Here is an 18,270-nt window from a genome sequence, read left to right on the forward strand (position 1 = left end):
TTACTGCGTACGGTTTCTTGATTGCACCAGCTCCATCGGCCGTCGTCAAGAGGTGACGGCCGACACTTTTCACTCAATCTACCGAATCTTGTCGGCAGCACGTACGATTTCTCAGGTGACCGTGCAACCTCCACGCCGCACCCAGGCCGAACGTCGGGCATCCACCCGCGCCAGAATCCTGGCCTGCACCGCCGAATGCCTGCTCGAACGCGGCTACGCGGCAACCACCGTCAGCGCGGTCCAGGAACGCGCCGGACTCGCCCGCGGCACCGTGCAGCACCACTTCCCCACCAGAGCCGAACTGCTCATCGCCGCCACCACCCAGGTCGTCGACACCCGGCTCGATAAATTCCGGCGCGAAGCCGAACTCCTCGCGCCCGGCCGCGACCGCCTGCAATCCGTCGTCGACCTCGCCTGGCGCGACCTCAACAGCCCCGCCTTCTTCACCGCACTCGACCTGTGGGTCGCCGCACGCACCGACACCGAACTCCGCGACCAGCTCGTCATCGAGGAACGTCGCGTATTCACCGAAATGCGCAGGCTCTACCTGGAAGTGCTCGGCGAACCGTATGCCTCGGATCCGCGCGCCGAAGTCCTCGTCGAATTCACCATCGACCTGCTCACCGGGCTCTCGATGACCGCCATGCTCACCGGCACACTCGGCGAACGCGAGGCGGTACTGCGCCGATGGAAGCGCGCGCTCGCCGTGCTCATCGGACAGCTACCCAGCGAGGAACTGCTCGACGGAAGTCCACTGCCGGCAGCGTTGAACTGACCGCCCTCGACGTCGCTCCCCATCGAGGGCGCGACGGGCCCTAGTCCCCCGTCGTCTCGACCCCGGACAACCCGTTCCAGCACAGCGAGACAACGGTATCGACCGCATCGCCCTTCGGAATCGGACGACCCGTGTCCAGCCACTGGCGCGCCGCGAGGTGGCTGGCCCCGACCACGCCGAACGCACACGCATAGGCCCGGACATCGTCCATCCCCGCCGCGCGCAGCTCAGCGCTCACCAGCACCGCGCACTCGCCCATGGCATTGCGCACCCGCCACCGCACACACGGCTCGCTCGGCACCGGCGACTCGAAGACCAACGTGTGCCCGCCGGCGTCCTCGTCGACGAAGTCGAAATAGGCCAGCACCGCGCGACGCACCTTGTCCTCTTGACCGTTCGCGTCGGCCAGCGCATCGCGAATGCCGTCGACCATCCGGTCCAGATACCCCTGCAACACCGACAGATACAGATCGAGCTTGCTCGCGTAGTGCGTGTACAGCACCGGCTTGCTCATCCCGGCCCGAATGCCGATGTCATCCATGCTCGCACCGTGATACCCGTGGGCCACGAAGACCGCACGCGCGGCGTTGAGCACTGTGAGCCGACGCTGGGTGCGGGCCGTTTCGGCGCTCTCGTCGGTCTGGATGTCATTGAACAGAAGTGTCATGGCGCGTCCGTGGATTCGAGGGTGTTCACCATGTGAGCACCGGCTTGACCACAGTGCCCGCACGCTGATCGGCCAGTGCGGCGCCGACCTCGGCATGCGGATACCGGGCGATGAGTCGCTCGGCCGGGAAACGACCAGCCGCGTACAGATCGAGCAGATGGGGAATGAAGGTGGCGGGCACGCTGTCCCCTTCGAGGCAGCCGCGAATCGCCTTGCCGTGCAGCACGAGATCACCGACATCGATCGGCGGCGTACCCCGACCCAGACCCACGGCCACCACCGTCGCCCCCACCGCGAGCGCGGCGACGGCATCGGCGAGCACGGTGGCGATGCCGGTCGTGTCGAGCGCATGCGTCGCACCGCCCTCGGTGAGCTCACGGATGCGCGCTGCCGTCGGCCCGTCGGCAGGATCCAGCGCGGCGTCAGCTCCCAGTTCGACGGCCAGTTCCCGCCGCGCAGCCGATGTCTCGACGACGACCACGCGCACGTCGGAAACTGTCCGGGCTGCGAGTAGGCCCGCCATCCCGACCGCGCCCGCCCCGTACACCGCAACCCACGAACCCGGCTCCGGCGCCAAAGCGTTGAGCACCGCACCCGCACCGGTCTGGAATCCGCAGCCGAACGGCGCCGCCACCGTGAGGTCGATCGCGGGGTCGACCACGATCGTGTTGTCCTCGGTGCTCAGCGCGTAACCGGCGAAACTCGACTGACCGAAGAATCCGTCGAGAATCGGGGACCCGTCGACCAGCGCCCGGGGCGTGGCGTGCGCGCGTCGCCCGAACTGGTTGAGCGCGGTCGCCCGGTGGCAGTACGCAGGCCGACCGGCCGCACAGTTGCGACAGCTACCGCAGTGCCGAAAGGTCAGCACGACATGATCACCGGGCCGGACCGTACGCACATCGGACCCGACCGCCGCGACGACACCCGCGCCCTCGTGGCCCAGCAGGATCGGCCGATCCGCGGCGCCCGCGCGACGGCTCACCAGGTCGGTGTGGCAGATACCGGCAGCGACGATCCGCACCAGGATCTCGCCCGCGCGCGGCTCGTCGACCTCGATCGGCTCGATCGAGAAGTCCGCGCCCGGATCGCGCGACAGCACCCCCGTCGTGCGCATCAAGAGACCCGTTCCAGCAGGAAGTAGAAGTATTCGCCGCGCGCGAGAACCAGTTCGGGGCGCCCGTTCATGATGCCCATCAGGGTGGTGTCGTCGAGCCACTTGAAGTGGTCGAACACCGCGCGACCGTCGTAGACCATGGTCGCGGTGACCTCACCGCGGAACTCGATGTTCCACAGGGTCGCTTCACCCTGTCCCAGTTCGACATTGGAGAACAGGCTGCCGTCCTCGGCCCGGCAGATCAGCGGCTTCGCGTCGTCGAGAGCGTGGAAGTTCTTTCCGTACCAGCGACTCGCGGGCAGTGCGCGGCACAGCGGGTGACCGGTCTGAAACGCGTCACCGCGCCATTCGCCGAGGATGTCCTCAGCGCGCGCCGGGCGTAGCCGGGTCCACAGCTGATCCAGCTCGGCGGTCGTCACACCGTCCGACTGCTCCTTGAGCTGCTGCCACCGTGGTTTGTCCGCGCTCATCAAGCCCTCGTCTCACAGAGTTCAGAACCGTTCGGTTCACAGTGGACCATAGTTCCGAACCAGATGGTTCGGCAAGGGGTAGGATTCGGCGCATGCGTGCGGCAGGTCAGGCAACCAGGGAGCGAATACTCACCGCGGCGAAAGCGGAGTTCGCCGAATTCGGCATCGCCGGCGCTCGGATCAACCGCATCGCGGACGCCGCGCACGCCAGCAAGGACCGGCTCTACGCCTACTTCCCCGGCAAGAACGAGCTCTACGCGGCCGTCACCGAACGCTGGACCACCGAAACCAGCAGCGAGGCCGCCATGTCCGCCGACGACCTACCGGCCTATGCCGGCCGCCTGTTCGACCACTTCGTCGCCCACCCCGACAACGCCCGCCTGCAAGCCTGGGCCGAACTCGAACCATCCGGCGACATCCCGCAAGCTCTGCGCCGCACCATCGACGCGAAGATCACCGAGCTCCGCCGCGGTCAACACGAAGGCCTCGTCACCACCGATATCCCCGCCCCGATCATGCTCCGCATGCTCACCGATCTGACCCGCACCTCAGCCACCCATGCGAGAACGGGATCCACCGACGACGGTCGCCTGGCGGCGCAGCGCGCGGCGGTGGTGGCGGCCGTGGCGCGAATGGTCGCCCCGCCGTAGCAACCGGCATGCTCCCCCCTACGGCAAGCTCTGACCCCCTCCCCTCCTTGTGTTTTTGAAGGGTGTTGAGGTCGACGAAGTCGGGCACGGCTGGATGATGGACTAACATAGTTAGATGCGCATATCGCAATATCGCGATTAACTATCTAGGCGGGAGAACCCTCACCGACGATCGTCGATGGCCCCACCCACGGCCGCCGTGATCGTCACCGGGTTTCAAATACCCTCTGCCCCTTGGCTTGTGCGCTCCCCCGCCGCCGATCAGGCCGATCCCCGAAACCCACTCCCCCACCTCGTACAGTTGCCCGAATGAATGAGGATCTGCGCATCTGCTTCATCGGCGACTCCTTCGTCCAGGGAATCGGCGACCCGGAGTACCGCGGCTGGGTCGGCCGCGTACTCACCGCGAGCGGCCCCGGTATCACGGCGTTCAACCTCGGTATCCGGCGCAATACCTCCGCTGATGTCCTGCGCCGCTGCTGGGGAGAGGTCGAGCCGCGCGTCCTGCCCGGCACCGACAATCGTCTGGTGATCTCGTTCGGCAGCAACGACGCGGTCGTGGAGAACGGCGACGTCCGGGTGGGCAGGGCACAATGCCTCGACAACCTCGCGACCCTGCTGACCGAAAGCAGCGAACGTGCGATCCATCCGCTGGTAGTCGGCCCACCACCTGTCGTCGACGGCGGCGCGGAGCACTTGCGGCGCACCGCGGAGCTCGCCGACGACATGGCGGAGCTGTGCGAATCACGCAAGGTGCCCTTCGTCGCCACCACAAGGCACTTGGCCGACGACCCCGTCTGGACTCGCGAAGCCATGGCGGGCGACGGTGCCCACCCCGGCAGCGGCGGCTACCAGCGCCTGGCCGAGCTCGTCCTCGACAGCCGCTGGCAGTCCTGGATCGCCCGGCCCACCCTGTGAGGACTACTCCAGCAGGCCGAGGCCGGTCAGGTCGCGGACATACTTGGCGATGAGATCCGCCGGTAGGTGCGGGATGTCGTTGTCGGGACCGATCTGTGCGGCGCGAACGGCGGCGTGGAATCCGTCGGCGGCGAGAGCTGAGCCGGGCAGTGGACGACCGGGTCGGCGATAGGCGTCGAGCAGCGGGAGCAGGGTGTGTTTGCGCTGCGGTTCGGGGAGGGCGCGCAAGGCTGTTTCGAAGCGGGCGAACCACTCGTCGTAGCTGTCGATGCGATCGATGTGGCAGCCCGCGTCGATCAGCCAGTCGACGAAGACGTCGAGGGAGATGCCGTCGTCGTGCGGGTTCAGGACGTCGTAGGTGCGGTAACCGCTCGTAGCGGCGGCGCCGAGTGCGGTGACGGCCGTGGCGACGAAGTCGGCCGGTAGCCCGTCGTAATGGGCACGCTGTCGTTGCCCGGCGGAATCGGTGCGGTAGAACGACTTCGGTGCGAGACCGGTGACGAGCACGCTCAGCAAGAGCCGAGTGAAGACATCGGGCACATTGAGCTGCCCACGGAAGTGACTGTGCGCCAGGATCATGTCCGAGCGGAACACCGCGACGGGCAGCCCGAACCGCTCAGCCGCCTCCCGCAGCAGCACCTCACCCGCCCACTTGCTGTTGCCGTAGCCGTTGGCATAGGAATCGTCCAGCCGGCGGACCGGGCTCATGGTTCGCACGTCACCGTCTTCGGCGAAGGACTCCCCCTGCGCCGCGACGGCCACCGTCGACAGGTAGCTCACCGGCTTGCGCGTCGTTGTCAGCGCCAGCCGGATGATCTCCGCGGTGCCCACCACGTTCGGGCCGAACAGAGCCGCGTACGGGAGCACATGGTTCACCAGTGCCGCGGAGTGCACGATCAGATCGACCTCGGCGGCCAGTCGGTCCCATGTCGGCTGTGGCAGACCGAGATTCGGTTCACCGATGTCGCCGGGCAGCACTTCCAGCGTGTCCTTCGCGAGGAGCTGGAAATGGGTGTCGAGCTCGCTGTCGCTGGCGAACGCCGCGTCGAGGCGCTCGCGAGCGGCGATCGCATCGACGCCGCGGACCACGCAGATCACCTTGCCGCCCCGAGGAGCGAGCCGTTCCAGCCAGGTCAGGAGGAGGAACCGGCCGAGGTAGCCGTTGGCGCCGGTGATCAACACCGTCCGGGCGGGCGCTGCGGCAGGCACCTGCGCTACGTCGGCGACATCCAAGAACTTCTCGAGTGTCAGATCCGCGGCACGAATCTCGGTCGCATCGGCACCGTGTATCGCGTCGGAATCGGTTCTGTGCGTGCCCGGTTCGCGTTCATGGCGCACGTAGTCGGCGATGCGCGCCAGGTCGCTGTCCGGTCCGAGCAGCACATTCACCGGCACATCCACCGCGAGCAGTTCCCGCAGCAGAGACGAATACGACAGTGCTGCCAGCGAATCGCCGCCGAGATCACCGAATCGCGCGTCGGGTCGCAGATCTGCCGGGTCGCCGCCGAGCACCGCGCTGGCGGCGCGCACGACGGTCTCGTACACCGGTAGGCCGGGCGCATCGCGACGCAACCGCTGAAGTTCGTCTTCCTGACCCCGCGCGAGGTCCGCGTCAAGCTGCTCGAGACGCTCGCCGTACCGCTGTTTCAGCTTCGGGCGCAACAGTTTTCCGACTCCGGACAAGGTCCCGCCGGTTGTCGTGAACGGTTCGGTCTCGATGATGAAGTCGCGCGGAATCTCGTACGGCTCGAGCCCCGCCGCCACGGCGGCGCGGTGCAGCGACGAACTCACCGCGGCGCGCAACCCGCTGGCAGGTCCCGCGAGGGCGGCCTCGGTGGGCACCACGACCGCCAGCAGATAGGACCGTTCGCTGCTGCCGTACACATAGATCTGGCGCACCAGATCGGCGCCCGCGAACACCGCTTCCAGCCGCGATACCGTCACGAACTCGCCCTGGGACAGCTTGAGGACATTGTTGCGGCGGTCGACGTAAGCCAGCCGGTCCGGTGCCAGCTCCGCGACCACGTCGCCGGTGCGGCAGAAGCCGTCGGCGTCGAAGACCTCGGCGGTCACCTCCGGGCGGCGGTAGTACCCGGCGATCATCGTGGTGGTCTTGAGCAGCAATTCCCCGCGCGGATACGGCTTGTCGGTACCGAAATAGCCGAGTTCGGGCACGTCGACAAGTTTGTAGTCCAGCACCGGCGGGCGCATCACCTTCGTATCGAAGATCACCCCGCCGCCGGTCTCGGTGGAGCCGTACCCGTCGTGGAGGCGCAATTGCAGCACCGATTCGACGAAAGTACGCAGCTCGGGGGCGATCGGCGCGCTGCCGCACAGCGCCGACATCAGTCGGCCACCCAGGAACTGTTCACGCAGTTCGGTTTTCACCGCGTCGGTCGCCGCCTCGCCACGTTCGGCGACCTCATGACGGAAACGCTGCATGATCATGTCGCACACCCGCGGCACCAGGAAGATCTCGGTAGGCCGCACGAGCGTGATGTCGGTGAACAACGTCGACAGGTCCGGCGCCGCCGCGAAGAACGCGGTGCCGCCACGGGCGAGCACGCTGTTGAGGGTGAGGCGGGCCGCGATATGGCTCATCGGCAGGAAGTTGACATTGATCGCGGCCAGCGGCCGCGCGGGCTGCCAGCCGACCGCGACCAAACGCTGGGTGTACATCGCGCCCTTGGGCGTGCCGGTGCTGCCCGAGGTGTAGATCAGCAGGGCGAGGGGATCGTCGCCGTCGGCGGGCACGCTCAGCGGCGCCGCATCGGCGAGCCGACCCTGTTCGACGATGTCGGCGAGCGTGCTGGGCACCAGGGCCGATCCCCCGGCACGCAGCCGGGCACGGGCCGCGTCGAGCGCGTCGCGGTGATCGTCGTCGTCGGCGTGATGGTCGAACACGATCAGCGAACGTGGTGTCGCGCCGGCGAGTATCGCATCGACGGCGGTGTCCAGGTGGGCGGTATCGACCGCGAACACCGTCGGCTCGGTCTCGTCGAGGATCGAACACAACTGTTCGAGGCCCGCGCCGGCCTGTAACGGCACCGCGACCCCGCCGACGTGGATCGTCGCGAGATCGAGCACGGTGTAGTCGGCGCTGGTGAACCCGAGCACCGCGATGAAATCCCCCGCGACGACGCCGTCACTGTGCCAGGCGGCGGCGAGCGCGCGGGTGCGCTCCCACACCTGCCCGTAGGTCAGTACATCGAACTCCGGCAACAGCTTTCGAGTCATCCGTCCGCCCGACTCGACCAGTTCGGTCCGGCGCGTGCCGAGCGCCGGGCGCTCGGCGTAGGCGGTCATGACGGTCTCGACGATGCGCGCCGGCGCGAGCCCGGGGGTCGTCACGATGGCGTGTACGTCCTCGGCGGGACGCGCCGCACGGATCTGCCCGTCTTCGGCGTAGAGCGCCCTGATGCGATCGGCCAGCTGCTCCGCGGCGAGCTCGACGGTCATGCTTCGCACTTCCGGATGCCTTGCCACGCTTCGCGTCGCGCGGACTCGGGGTCGACCAGCACGCGCGGTGGATGGTCGATGATGGAGGTCGTCCGGCGTTCGGCGGTGTAGGGGCTCCAGGGCGGCAGCGGACGGCCGGTGCGGGCGAAGCTGAGCCAGTTGTCCTGGATATGGTCTTGGACCGCCAGGAACGCCCGCCTGCCGCCTGCCGCTGTCATCGCGCGGCCGACCGGTCCGTCGACCCAGCCGAAAACCGGGACGAGATCGAGTGCGTGGGTGGCGCCGAAACCTGCCAGGTGCAGTGCGCGCGGGGCGTAGTCGTACCGGTAGGCGTAGGTGGGGGCATAGCGGCTGTGGCCTTCGAGAACGGCCAGCGTCGGGCGCAGGAACAGGTGGTCCCCGCCGATGCGCACCGCGGTCCGCGCGGCCGGATAGCCGGGGTATCGGCTGGTCACCGCCTGTTCGGCGCCGGGTTCGTAGCGTCCGAAGATGGCCGTCAGCTGCTCAGGGGTGTGCGGCACCGCCTTGGCGAAGCGCTGGAACAGCGTCGCCTCGTCGCGGTTGGTGCCGATGATCAACGGCACCGGATGCGCCCGGCCCGCCGCGATCGCGTCCAAGGGCATTTCCGGCAGGAAATCTCCGTCCGCGACCGGCGCGTAGGGAAAACTGCCCGGATTCTCGCGCAGCGCCCGGCCCAGCGCACGGTCACCCGCCCGGCACAGCTCCTTCGCTGACACGGTGTTCAGCACGGTCGCGGCGTCGGCGGGGGCGGCGCCGAGCCGGTCCAGGCAACGGCGGGCGAAGCGGCGCGCCTCGTCCGGAGTCGAGGTCCAGTCCGCCGGGGCGCTCTGCGCGATCGCCCGATGGAACAGGCCGCGGGCGGCGGGGGTCGCCAGCAGGCTGACCACCGCGTGCGCACCCGCCGATTCACCGAAGATGGTGACGTTGTCCGGGTCACCGGCGAACGCGGCGATATTGCGGCGCACCCATTCGAGTGCCGCGACCTGATCGCGCAATCCGAGGTTCGACTCGAAAGGTCTGTCCGGTGTGGAGAATTCGCTGAAATCGACATACCCGAGCGCACCGAGGCGATAGTTCACCGACACCACGATCACGTCGCCCCGCGCGGCCAGCCGTGCGCCGGAATACATGCTCGACGTGCCGATCAGGTAGCCGCCACCGTGGAAGAACACCATGACCGGGCGCGGTGTCGACGAGGGCGTCACCGGTGCGGTCACATTGAGCGTCAGGCAGTCCTCCCCGGTGGGTTGCCAGGTTCGCGGCCCCACGCGGGCACCGTTGGGGTTCTGCACCGCGGCGAAGCCGAACTCGGTCGCCGATCGCACCCCCGTCCACGGTCGAACGGGCTGGGGAGCACGCAACCGCAGCGCTCCGATGGGTGGGGCCGCGTAGGGCAGGGCACGCCAGCGGGCGATTCGGCGACCCGCACGACCGCGCACGACTCCGTCGGCGCTCACGATCTCGGTGGACAACATCTCCCGAATGTACCTGGTACCGACGGTACCGCGCATATGGTTCCGTCGGCGAACTGTCTCGGAACCGCATCAGGGCCGCCGACTAGACTGTGCCGATGACCGGCGTGGATCCGGAAGCAGCCCCGAGCGCGGCAGCCCACACCCCCGATATCGCCGCGCTCGACCGCCTGGTTTCCACCTGTCGCGCCTGCCCCAGGCTCGTCGCCTGGCGCGAGGAGGTCGCCGTCGTCAAACGCGCGGCCTTCCGCCACGAACAGTATTGGGGTCGGCCGGTGCCGGGCTTCGGTCCCGCCGACGCGCGAATTCTCGTAGTCGGCCTCGCGCCCGCCGCCCACGGCGGCAACCGGACCGGGCGCATGTTCACCGGCGACCCGAGCGGCAACGTCCTGTTCGGCGCACTGCACGCGGTCGGTCTGGCCACCGGCGCGCACCCGATCAGCCGCGACGACGGCATCGAACTGCTCGATACCCGGCTCACCGCACCGGTGCACTGCGCCCCGCCGGAGAACAAACCGACGCCCGAAGAACGGCAGCGCTGCGCGCCTTTCCTCAGCCGGGAATTGGAGCTGCTGCGCCCGACGCTGCGGGTGATCGTCGTTCTCGGCGCCTTCGGCTGGCAGGCTCTCTTTACCGTCCTGCTGACAGGGGGCTGGAATGTGCCACGCCCACGTCCCCGTTTCACCCACGGCGCACAAGTCGTCATCACCCATCCCGACGGCCGATCGGTCACCGTGCTCGGCAGTTACCACGTGAGTCAGCGCAATACCGCTACCGGTCGGGTGACTCCCGCGATGATCGAGCACGTCCTGCTGCACGCGAAGAAGATCGCCGAGTCCTGACCGGAATTCGCGACCTGGTCACCTAGGATCGAACAGTGCTCCCGGAAATCCTGCGGGCGAAAGACATTCGCTACATCTAATTGATAGTCATCCATTCCCCTCGACACCGTTCGGCACCAGTTCACTGCGATGGCAGGAGATCCGACGATGAGTTCGCTGGCAATGAGCACACTGGATGTCTCCAGATGGCAGTTCGGTATCACCACGGTCTACCACTTCATCTTCGTCCCGCTCACCATCGGACTGGCACCGCTCGTCGCGGGAATGCAAACGGCGTGGGTGATCACCGGAAAAGAACACTGGTACTGGCTCACCAAGTTCTTCGGAAAGCTGTTCCTGATCAACTTCGCCATCGGTGTCGCCACCGGAATCGTGCAGGAGTTCCAATTCGGGATGAACTGGAGTGAGTACTCCCGATTCGTCGGCGACGTCTTCGGTGCACCACTGGCATTCGAGGCGCTGGTCGCCTTCTTCCTGGAGTCGACATTCCTCGGATTGTGGATATTCGGCTGGACTCGCCTGCCCAAACTCGTTCACCTCGCGACGATCTGGATCGTCGCGTTCGGTGTCAACGCGTCGGCCTACTTCATCGTCGCCGCCAACTCGTTCATGCAGCACCCGGTCGGCGCGAAATACAATCCCGAGACCGGACGCGCCGAGCTGGACAGCATCTGGGCGCTGCTCACCAACAACACCACCCTCGCGGCGTTTCCGCATGTGGTCGCCGGCGCGTTCTTGACCGCGGCGACCTTCGTCGTCGGCATCGCGGGCTGGTTCATGGTGCGCAACGTACGCAGTGGTGATGCCACGAAACTCGACGAAGCCAAGACCATGTGGCGACCGGTGGCGCGGGCGGGCATGTGGGTCATCGCCGCGTCGATCGTCGTAGTGGGTCTCACCGGCGATATCCAGGGCAAGATCATGTTCGATCAGCAGCCGATGAAGATGGCGTCGGCGGAATCGCTGTGCCACACCGAGACCGATCCGAAGTTCTCGATCCTCACCGTCGGCACGCACAACAACTGTGACAGCGTCACGCATCTGCTGGAGGTTCCCTACGTCCTGCCGTTCCTGGCCGAGGGCAAGTTCACCGGCGTCACCTTGCAGGGCGTGGAGGATCTGCAGAAGTCCTACGTCGAGGACTACGGGCCCGGCAACTACCGGCCCAACCTCTTCGTCACCTACTGGGGCTTCCGCGGCATGATCGGCCTGCTGGCCGGACCGGCGCTCTTGCTGCTCGCCGGGCTCTGGATGACCCGTGGTGGCCGAGTTCCCGGCAAGCGCTGGTTCTCCTGGCTGTGTCTGATCGCCATCCCGACCCCGTTCCTGGCCAACAGCGCGGGCTGGGTCTTCACCGAGATGGGACGTCAGCCGTGGGTGGTGGTGCCGAACCTGACCGGCGACACGACCATTCGCATGACGGTGGCGCAAGGAGTCTCCGATCACGCACCGGGGACGGTCATCTTCTCCCTCGCTGTCTTCACGCTGCTCTACGGCGCGCTGGCGGTGGTCTGGTACTACCTGATGCATCGCTACACCGTGGTCGGGCCCGAACCAGGGCCGACGGCTTCCGATGACGAGTTCGGTCCCGATGACGACGGCGGTGGCGGCAGGCACCGCGCCGAACCCGTCGAGCCGCTGTCCTTCGCGTACTAGGAGACGACGATGAGTCTGCAGCAATTCTGGTTCGTGCTGGTCGCCGTGCTGTTCACCGGCTACTTCATCCTCGAGGGCTTCGACTTCGGTGTCGGCATGCTGATGCCGATCCTCGGTAAGGGTTCCGATGTGCGCAGGCGCGTCGTGCTCAACACCATCGGCCCGGTGTGGGACGGCAACGAAGTCTGGCTGATCACCGCGGGCGGTGCGATGTTCGCGGCGTTTCCCGAGTGGTACGCGAGCTTGTTCTCCGGGTTCTATCTGGCCCTGCTGTTGTTGCTGGTCGCGTTGATCCTGCGAATCTGCGCGATCGAGTGGCGATCGAAGATCAACTCGCCGAAGTGGCGGGCCTGGTGCGACATCGGCATCGGCATCGGCTCGTGGATTCCGGCACTGGCGTGGGGCTGGGTGTTCGCCAACCTCGTGCGCGGGGTACCGCTGAATGAGAAGCGACAGGTCGTCGGCTCGGTGTGGGATCTGCTCAGCCCCTACGCGCTGCTCGGCGCGGCGACCACGGCCATCCTGTTCGCCCTGCACGGCGCGATCTTCCTCGCGCTCAAGACCGGTGGTGAAGTCCGCGACGATGCCCGCGTCTGCGTGCGGATCCTGTTCGTACCCACGGTGGTGATCGTCGGCGGGTTCGGGCTGTGGACTCAGCTCGCCTACGGCTCCGGCTGGACCTGGGCCGCGCTCGGCGCGGCCGTGCTCGGCCTGGTCGTCGCCGGTGGGGCCACCGGCGCGGCCCGTGACGGCTGGGCGTTCCTCGGCACCACCGTCACGATCGCCGCGGCCACCATCCTGCTGGTCGGCTCGCTCTACCCGAACGTGATGCCCTCAACGATCGACCCCGCGTTCGATTTGAACATCCACAACGCCTCCTCCAGCCACTACACCCTCCAGGTGATGAGCTGGGCAGCGGTCCTGTGCACCCCGGTGGTCCTGATCTACCAGGGCTGGACCTACTGGGTCTTCCGCAAACGACTCACCGTCGAACAGATTCCCGAACCGACCGGGCTGCCGCTCTCGAAATAGGCTTTCCGGCAACAACATCAGCCGCGCGCGTCATGGCACCGATGGTGCCATGACGCGCGCGGCGCATTGTGAGGCCATGCTGAGTAGGCGGTTCGCCAGCAGGACAACCCACAGGCCGCCGGCAATGATCCCCACCCGTTCGATGAGCCCCGCCGGTCCCCCGTCGACCAATTTCGCAGTGCAGGCGAAGGCGACGTACGTGGTGGCGACCAGCAGGCCGGTGGCCACCGAATACCGGGGCCAGCCGCGACTTCCGGGCGACTGATCGTGCCGTGGCGGCGATACCCAACAGCGAATACGCCCGGATCGGCGACAAGCGAATCTCTACGCACTCGGCTTGTCTGCTACGAATGCGCGCGGCAGCCAAGGGAAGTCCGACGACGAAACCCCCCAGCGCCTGCCGTCCATCCGCGTCGTCGACAAGCAGTTCCCGCCCCCCGAACTCGATCACCACAGCGACCGCCGTCGTCGCGGCAACCCGCAAGTCCAACCCGGCGCCACCCACATCGCGGTATCCGATCATCGCGGCACCCGATGCCGCGGCAGCGGACGGACCCGCAAAATCCCAGCCCAGAGCGGGCTCGCACCCGACCTCCGCAACTCCCACTGATCCAGGCTACGCACACGCGAACCCCTCGTGGCGCTACGCGTATCAGCGCAGCGGTAGCCGACCGCGTTTCAGCGCAGGGGTGCCGCGGACGAGTTCACGGGACGCCCGAGGTCGCGAAGGCGGCCGGCAAGACGCGCTCTGACGTCCGGCCAGTCTTCCACCGTGATCGAGAACAGCACGGAGTCGCGAATGGTGCCGTCGGCACGCCGGGTGTAGCGGCGCAGTGTGCCTTCGTAGCGGGCGCCGAGGCGCGCGATGGCCTGTTGCGAACGGTGATTGCGAACATCGGTTTTGAGCTCGACGCGACCGGCACCCAGCGTGTCGAACGCATAGCCGAGGAGCAGCAGCTTGGCCTCCGGGTTCACCCCGCTCGCCCACACGCCCGGGGCGAAGAGGGTGGCGCCGATCTCCAACCGGGCGTCCCGCGCTCGGGTTTCGAGATAGGAGGTCATCCCGACGATCGCACCGACCGGGTAGCCCGCGATGGCCTGGCGCGTTCGGACGATCCACAGATAGTTCTCCGGCGTCGCGTGCCACGACCGCAGGAACACTTCGAGTTCCTGTCGATCACGCGGCCGAAACGGAATGTGGGCCCACACGACATCGTGATCGAGCACCGCGAACAACTCGGCAGCATCGGCTGCCGGATCGACCGGGTTCAACCGCACTGTCCCACCGGCGAGTTCGGCAGACGGGGAAACCGGCCACTTCAGCTCCGGCCACACCTCATCGGTCGGCCGCGGGTCCGGCACCGGATCGAAGCGTGTCACGTCGGCTAGACCATCCTGAGGCACAGCCGGATCATAGACCGGCGCCGATCACCTTCCCCGGCGCCGGATCGCCCGCGACAGCCCGCTACTCCGCTAAGCGATCAGGTTCGCGCTTTTCAGCCAGTCGTAAGCGACGTCGGAGGGGTCTTCTCCGTCGATGTCCACGCGGCCGTTGAGTTCTCGCATCAAGTCGTCGGTGAGCAGTTCGGAGATCGTGCCGAGGAGTTCGCGCAGTTCGGGGTTGGCGTCGAGGACGGGGCCCCGGACGACCGCGGTCCCGCTGTAGGGCAGGAAGAACTTCTTGTCGTCGTCCAGGACGAGCAGGTTCAGGTTCTTGACCCGGCCGTCGGTGGTGTAGACCATGCCGAAGTGGCAGGGCGAGTCTTTGGCGGTCGCGGTGTAGACGACGCCGGCGTCCATGCGGGTGACATTGCCCGCAGGCACACCGTTGGGATCGTTGTAGGGGATGCCGTATTTCTGCAGCATCGGAATGAAACCATCCGAGCGACTGAAGAATTCGTCATCGACACAGAAGGTTCGTTCGGCGACCGGCAGCGCGGCCACGTCCGAGAGCGACTTCACGCCGAGTCGCTGCGCGGTCGGTATCGACGCACCGAACGCATAGGTGTCGTTGAAGTTCGACGGGGGCAGCCATTCCAGGTTGTAGTCACGCTTTTCGACGTCGTGGACGCGCTGCCACAGCTCCTGCGGGTCCACGATCGTCTCGGTCTCGTTGTGGTAGTTGACCCAGCCGGTGCCGGTGTATTCCCACAGCACGTCGGCGTCGCCGTTGAGCTGGGCCTGCCGCGACGACGCCGATCCCGGCGCGCCGGTCAGATCGGTGACAGAGGCACCCGCCGCGGCCAGGTAGGTCGCGGTGATCTTGCCCAGCAGCACGCCCTCGGTGAAGCTCTTCGAGGTGACGACCAGTTTCGCGCCGTCGAGGGGCCGTTCGCCGCCGGGCAGACTGGCGTCGTGGAAGGTGCCCGACGAGCTCACCAGCCCACACCCGACGAGCAACGACAGCGTCGCGACCAGTGCGGAGATCAACGGGACTCGCCTCATGAGACACCTCGTGGGGTCGCGGCCAGTTCGACGAGTCGGCCGAGCCAATCGATGGTCAACGCCAGCAACCCGACGAGCACGGCACCGGAGATGAGCAGCTTGGGCAGGAACAGGGTGACACCGGTCGTGATCAGTGTGCCCAGGCTGGTCGCACCGATGAAGGTACTCAGCGTCGCGGTGCCGACCAGGATGACCAGCGCGGTGCGCACGCCGTTGAGGATCACCGGCACGGCCAGCGGCAACTCGACCTGAACCAGCGTCCGCCCGGCCGAGAAGCCGATACCGCGGGCGGCCTCGATGGTGCGGTGATCCACCTGCCGCAGTCCGACGATCGTGTTCTGCAGGATCGGCAGGATCGCGTAGACGACGAGACCGACGACCGCCGTGCGGAATCCGGTGCCGAGCCAGAAGGTGAACAGCACGAGCAGTCCGACGGCGGGCGCCGCCTGACCGATATTGGCGATGTTGACGGCGACCGGCTCGAGCCGCTGCAACGCAGGCCTGGTCAAGGCGATGCCGAGGGGAATCGCGACCACCACCACGATCAGCGTGGCGACCACCGTGAGCCGGATGTGCTCGAGGATCGTGGTCTGCAGGTTCGCCCAGCCGAGCGAGGCCTGTTCGGTCGCGGTGAACGTCGACGACCGATACCAGAGCACGTATCCGATGCCGATCACCACGATGATGAGCGGTTCGAACCACACATCGATCGGGACCCGGCGCAGTCGGTTCATGCCGGTCCGGCCGATGCGGGTTCGTCGTCGGCGGCGACGACAGGGGTGGGTGTGGGATCGGAACCGTCGACGTAGGTTTCGTAGGACGGGTCCTCGACAGCGGCGTGCCCCTCGGCGAGCTTGGTCTGGATCACGTCGGTCACCGAGCCGATGTTCAGCGAGCCGACGACAGCGCCGCGACCGTCGGTGACCAGGGTGGCGCCCTGACTGGCGGCGAGCATGGCGTCGAGCGCGTCGTTGAGGGTCGAGGACTGCGCGACCACGGGCAGTCGGCGATCGAGGTAGTCCGAAACCTCCGGCTTGCTCGCCACTTCCGTCAGCGAGGGCCACGACCGCGGCCGCCCCGCGTCGTCCACGACCACCACCCAGGTGTGTCCCGCGGCTTTCGCCCGCCCGATCACGACCTGCGAGGATTCGCCGATCCTGGCGGTGGTCACCGGGTCGACCTCCACGTCGCGGACCCGAGACACCGTGAGATAGGCCAGTTTCGCGCCCGATCCGACGAACTCCTCGACGAACGGCGTCGCCGGGTCGGTGAGAATCTCCTCGGGTGTCGCGTACTGCTCGACGTGTCCGCCCTCGGACAGGATGAGCACCTTGTCACCGAGTTTGGTGGCTTCCTCGAAGTCGTGGGTGACGATCACGATGGTCTTGCCGAGTTCGTGCTGGATCGCGATCAGACTGTCCTGCAGGCGAACCCTGGTGATCGGGTCGACCGCGCCGAACGGTTCGTCCATCAGCAGCACCGGCGGGTCGGCCGCGAGCGCGCGGGCGACGCCGACACGCTGTTGCTGGCCGCCGGACATGTCCTTGGGGAGACGGTCGGCGAAAGTCGCGGGGTCGAGACCGACCAGATCCAGGAGGTATTCGGTGCGCTCGGCGATTCGCTTCTTGTCCCAGCCGAGCACCCGCGGGATCGCGCCGATGTTCTTGGCGACCGACCAGTGCGGGAACAGCCCACCGGACTGGATGACGTAGCCGATCGACTGCCGCAGCTTGTCGGGATCTTCGCGGGTCACGTCACGTCCGCCGATGAATATCCGGCCCTCGGTCGGCTCGATCAGCCGGTTGATCATCTTGAGCGTGGTGGTCTTACCGCAGCCCGACGGTCCGACGAAGGCGACGATATTGCCGGCGTCGATCTCGAGGTCCAGGCGTTCGACCGCGGGGGTGTCCTGGCCCTTGTACCGCTTGACGACCCCGTCCAAGGTGATGGCATCGCCGGTCACGTTGCGCTGGGGCGCGGTCGGCGCGGGCTGGCTGGTCACATCGGTCATCACAGTCCCTTGGCAATCGTGAGGCGTCCGAGCAGGACGAGGAGCGCGTCGAAGACCAACGCGATGGCAACGATGAGAATGGTTCCGGTGAGCGCCATTTCGAGCGCGTTGGCGCCGCCGAGGCGCGACAGACCGTTGAAGATCAACGAGCCGAGACCGGGCCCGAGGACGTAGGCCACGATCGCGGCGACACCGACGATCATCTGGGTCGAGACCCTGATCCCGGTGAGGATCACCGGCCAGGCGATCGGCAGCTCGACGGTGAGCAGGATCCGCCACCGCGAAAGTCCGATGCCGCGCGCGGATTCCACGACCGTGGCCGGCACCGATCGCAGCCCGACGATCGCGTTACCGATCACCGGCAGGGCCGCGAAGAACGCCAGCATGATGAACGACGGCACCACACCGAGGCCGAACGGGACCAGCAGCAATGCCAGCAGCGCCAGCGAGGGGATCGTCAACGCGACCCGGCTCGAGGTGAGGGTCAACGCCGACGCCAGCGGCAACCGATACACCGCCACGGCGATGAGGATCGCGACGACGGTGCCGACCAGCACGGTCTGAAAGGCCAGCGACGCATGCTGATAGGTGAGGAAGGTCAGCACCTCGCCTCGGTCCTGGACATAGCTCCACAAATTCACGGCATTCCCATCGTCGGACTGGGCCTGTGGGTACCTGTTCGCGCGTGATCAACGGTCGAATGTGCCGTCGAAGAATAGTCGATACCGGGTGTTCGCC

General features: G+C 67.0%; 17 protein-coding genes. 7 read left to right on the forward strand and 10 right to left on the reverse strand.

Annotated features, from left to right (window positions below):
* Positions 1 to 115 precede the first annotated feature (115 nt).
* The gene (locus tag ACFULV_RS03945) at positions 116 to 775 is read left to right on the forward strand and encodes a TetR/AcrR family transcriptional regulator (protein WP_378652851.1); all 660 of its coding nucleotides are present in this window, start codon (positions 116 to 118) and stop codon (positions 773 to 775) included.
* Positions 776 to 815: 40 nt separating this feature from the next.
* Here ACFULV_RS03945 and ACFULV_RS03950 read toward each other — a convergent pair whose 3' ends face one another.
* From ACFULV_RS03950 to ACFULV_RS03960, 3 genes are read right to left on the reverse strand one after another with little or no spacing between them, the layout of a single operon-like run.
* Positions 816 to 1,442 carry a TetR/AcrR family transcriptional regulator gene (locus tag ACFULV_RS03950; RefSeq protein WP_378652854.1) on the reverse strand — a complete coding sequence of 209 codons (627 nt, stop codon included), beginning with the start codon at positions 1,440 to 1,442 and terminating at the stop codon, positions 816 to 818.
* A gap of 25 nt (positions 1,443 to 1,467) precedes the next feature.
* Positions 1,468 to 2,556: an NAD(P)-dependent alcohol dehydrogenase gene (locus ACFULV_RS03955; RefSeq protein WP_378652856.1), complete on the reverse strand. Its 1,089-nt coding sequence runs from the start codon at positions 2,554 to 2,556 to the stop codon at positions 1,468 to 1,470.
* The gene (locus ACFULV_RS03960; protein ID WP_378628939.1) at positions 2,556 to 3,026 is read right to left on the reverse strand and encodes a DUF4334 domain-containing protein; all 471 of its coding nucleotides are present in this window, start codon (positions 3,024 to 3,026) and stop codon (positions 2,556 to 2,558) included. Before ACFULV_RS03960 ends, ACFULV_RS03955 begins: the two co-directional genes overlap by 1 nt.
* A 92-nt stretch (positions 3,027 to 3,118) precedes the next feature.
* On the opposite strand from ACFULV_RS03960, the gene ACFULV_RS03965 reads away from it, so the two are divergent.
* Positions 3,119 to 3,676, forward strand: coding sequence for a TetR family transcriptional regulator (locus ACFULV_RS03965; protein ID WP_378628936.1), 558 nt, complete (start codon positions 3,119 to 3,121; stop codon positions 3,674 to 3,676).
* A gap of 309 nt (positions 3,677 to 3,985) precedes the next feature.
* On the forward strand, positions 3,986 to 4,594 hold the full coding sequence (locus ACFULV_RS03970; RefSeq protein WP_378652858.1) for a GDSL-type esterase/lipase family protein: 609 nt from the start codon (positions 3,986 to 3,988) through the stop codon (positions 4,592 to 4,594).
* Between the two features lie 3 nt (positions 4,595 to 4,597).
* Here ACFULV_RS03970 and car read toward each other — a convergent pair whose 3' ends face one another.
* Positions 4,598 to 8,053: a carboxylic acid reductase gene (gene car / locus ACFULV_RS03975; RefSeq protein ID WP_378652860.1), complete on the reverse strand. Its 3,456-nt coding sequence runs from the start codon at positions 8,051 to 8,053 to the stop codon at positions 4,598 to 4,600.
* On the reverse strand, positions 8,050 to 9,549 hold the full coding sequence (locus ACFULV_RS03980) for a carboxylesterase/lipase family protein (RefSeq protein WP_378652863.1): 1,500 nt from the start codon (positions 9,547 to 9,549) through the stop codon (positions 8,050 to 8,052). The genes car and ACFULV_RS03980 overlap by 4 nt, the downstream gene beginning before the upstream one ends.
* A gap of 95 nt (positions 9,550 to 9,644) precedes the next feature.
* On the opposite strand from ACFULV_RS03980, the gene ACFULV_RS03985 reads away from it, so the two are divergent.
* The 4 genes from ACFULV_RS03985 to ACFULV_RS04000 all read left to right on the forward strand — a co-directional run bounded on the left by ACFULV_RS03985 (position 9,645) and on the right by ACFULV_RS04000 (position 13,686).
* Positions 9,645 to 10,388, forward strand: coding sequence for a uracil-DNA glycosylase (locus tag ACFULV_RS03985; protein ID WP_378652865.1), 744 nt, complete (start codon positions 9,645 to 9,647; stop codon positions 10,386 to 10,388).
* Positions 10,389 to 10,550: 162 nt separating this feature from the next.
* Positions 10,551 to 12,044: a cytochrome ubiquinol oxidase subunit I gene (locus ACFULV_RS03990; RefSeq protein WP_378653406.1), complete on the forward strand. Its 1,494-nt coding sequence runs from the start codon at positions 10,551 to 10,553 to the stop codon at positions 12,042 to 12,044.
* 9 nt (positions 12,045 to 12,053) lie between these two features.
* Complete coding sequence (gene cydB, locus ACFULV_RS03995; RefSeq protein WP_378652868.1) at positions 12,054 to 13,076, forward strand: cytochrome d ubiquinol oxidase subunit II; 1,023 nt, start codon at positions 12,054 to 12,056, stop codon at positions 13,074 to 13,076.
* A gap of 337 nt (positions 13,077 to 13,413) precedes the next feature.
* Positions 13,414 to 13,686, forward strand: a complete 273-nt coding sequence (locus tag ACFULV_RS04000) for a hypothetical protein (RefSeq protein WP_378652870.1) — start codon at positions 13,414 to 13,416, stop codon at positions 13,684 to 13,686.
* A gap of 68 nt (positions 13,687 to 13,754) precedes the next feature.
* On the opposite strand, the gene ACFULV_RS04005 is transcribed toward ACFULV_RS04000, so the two are convergent.
* The 5 genes from ACFULV_RS04005 to ACFULV_RS04025 form a co-directional block, all read right to left on the reverse strand.
* Positions 13,755 to 14,456 carry a GNAT family N-acetyltransferase gene (locus tag ACFULV_RS04005; protein WP_378652873.1) on the reverse strand — a complete coding sequence of 234 codons (702 nt, stop codon included), beginning with the start codon at positions 14,454 to 14,456 and terminating at the stop codon, positions 13,755 to 13,757.
* A gap of 93 nt (positions 14,457 to 14,549) precedes the next feature.
* The gene (locus ACFULV_RS04010; protein WP_378652876.1) at positions 14,550 to 15,521 is read right to left on the reverse strand and encodes a glycine betaine ABC transporter substrate-binding protein; all 972 of its coding nucleotides are present in this window, start codon (positions 15,519 to 15,521) and stop codon (positions 14,550 to 14,552) included.
* Positions 15,518 to 16,255: an ABC transporter permease gene (locus ACFULV_RS04015; protein ID WP_378628907.1), complete on the reverse strand. Its 738-nt coding sequence runs from the start codon at positions 16,253 to 16,255 to the stop codon at positions 15,518 to 15,520. Before ACFULV_RS04015 ends, ACFULV_RS04010 begins: the two co-directional genes overlap by 4 nt.
* A complete protein-coding gene (locus ACFULV_RS04020) occupies positions 16,252 to 17,532 on the reverse strand; it encodes an ATP-binding cassette domain-containing protein (protein ID WP_378652879.1) in 1,281 nt (426 codons plus the stop codon). The genes ACFULV_RS04015 and ACFULV_RS04020 overlap by 4 nt, the downstream gene beginning before the upstream one ends.
* Complete coding sequence (locus ACFULV_RS04025; protein ID WP_378628901.1) at positions 17,532 to 18,173, reverse strand: ABC transporter permease; 642 nt, start codon at positions 18,171 to 18,173, stop codon at positions 17,532 to 17,534. The genes ACFULV_RS04020 and ACFULV_RS04025 overlap by 1 nt, the downstream gene beginning before the upstream one ends.
* Between the last annotated feature and the right edge of the window lie 97 nt (positions 18,174 to 18,270).

Source organism: Nocardia sp. NPDC057272, assembly GCF_042668615.1.
Classification (GTDB): domain Bacteria; phylum Actinomycetota; class Actinomycetes; order Mycobacteriales; family Mycobacteriaceae; genus Nocardia.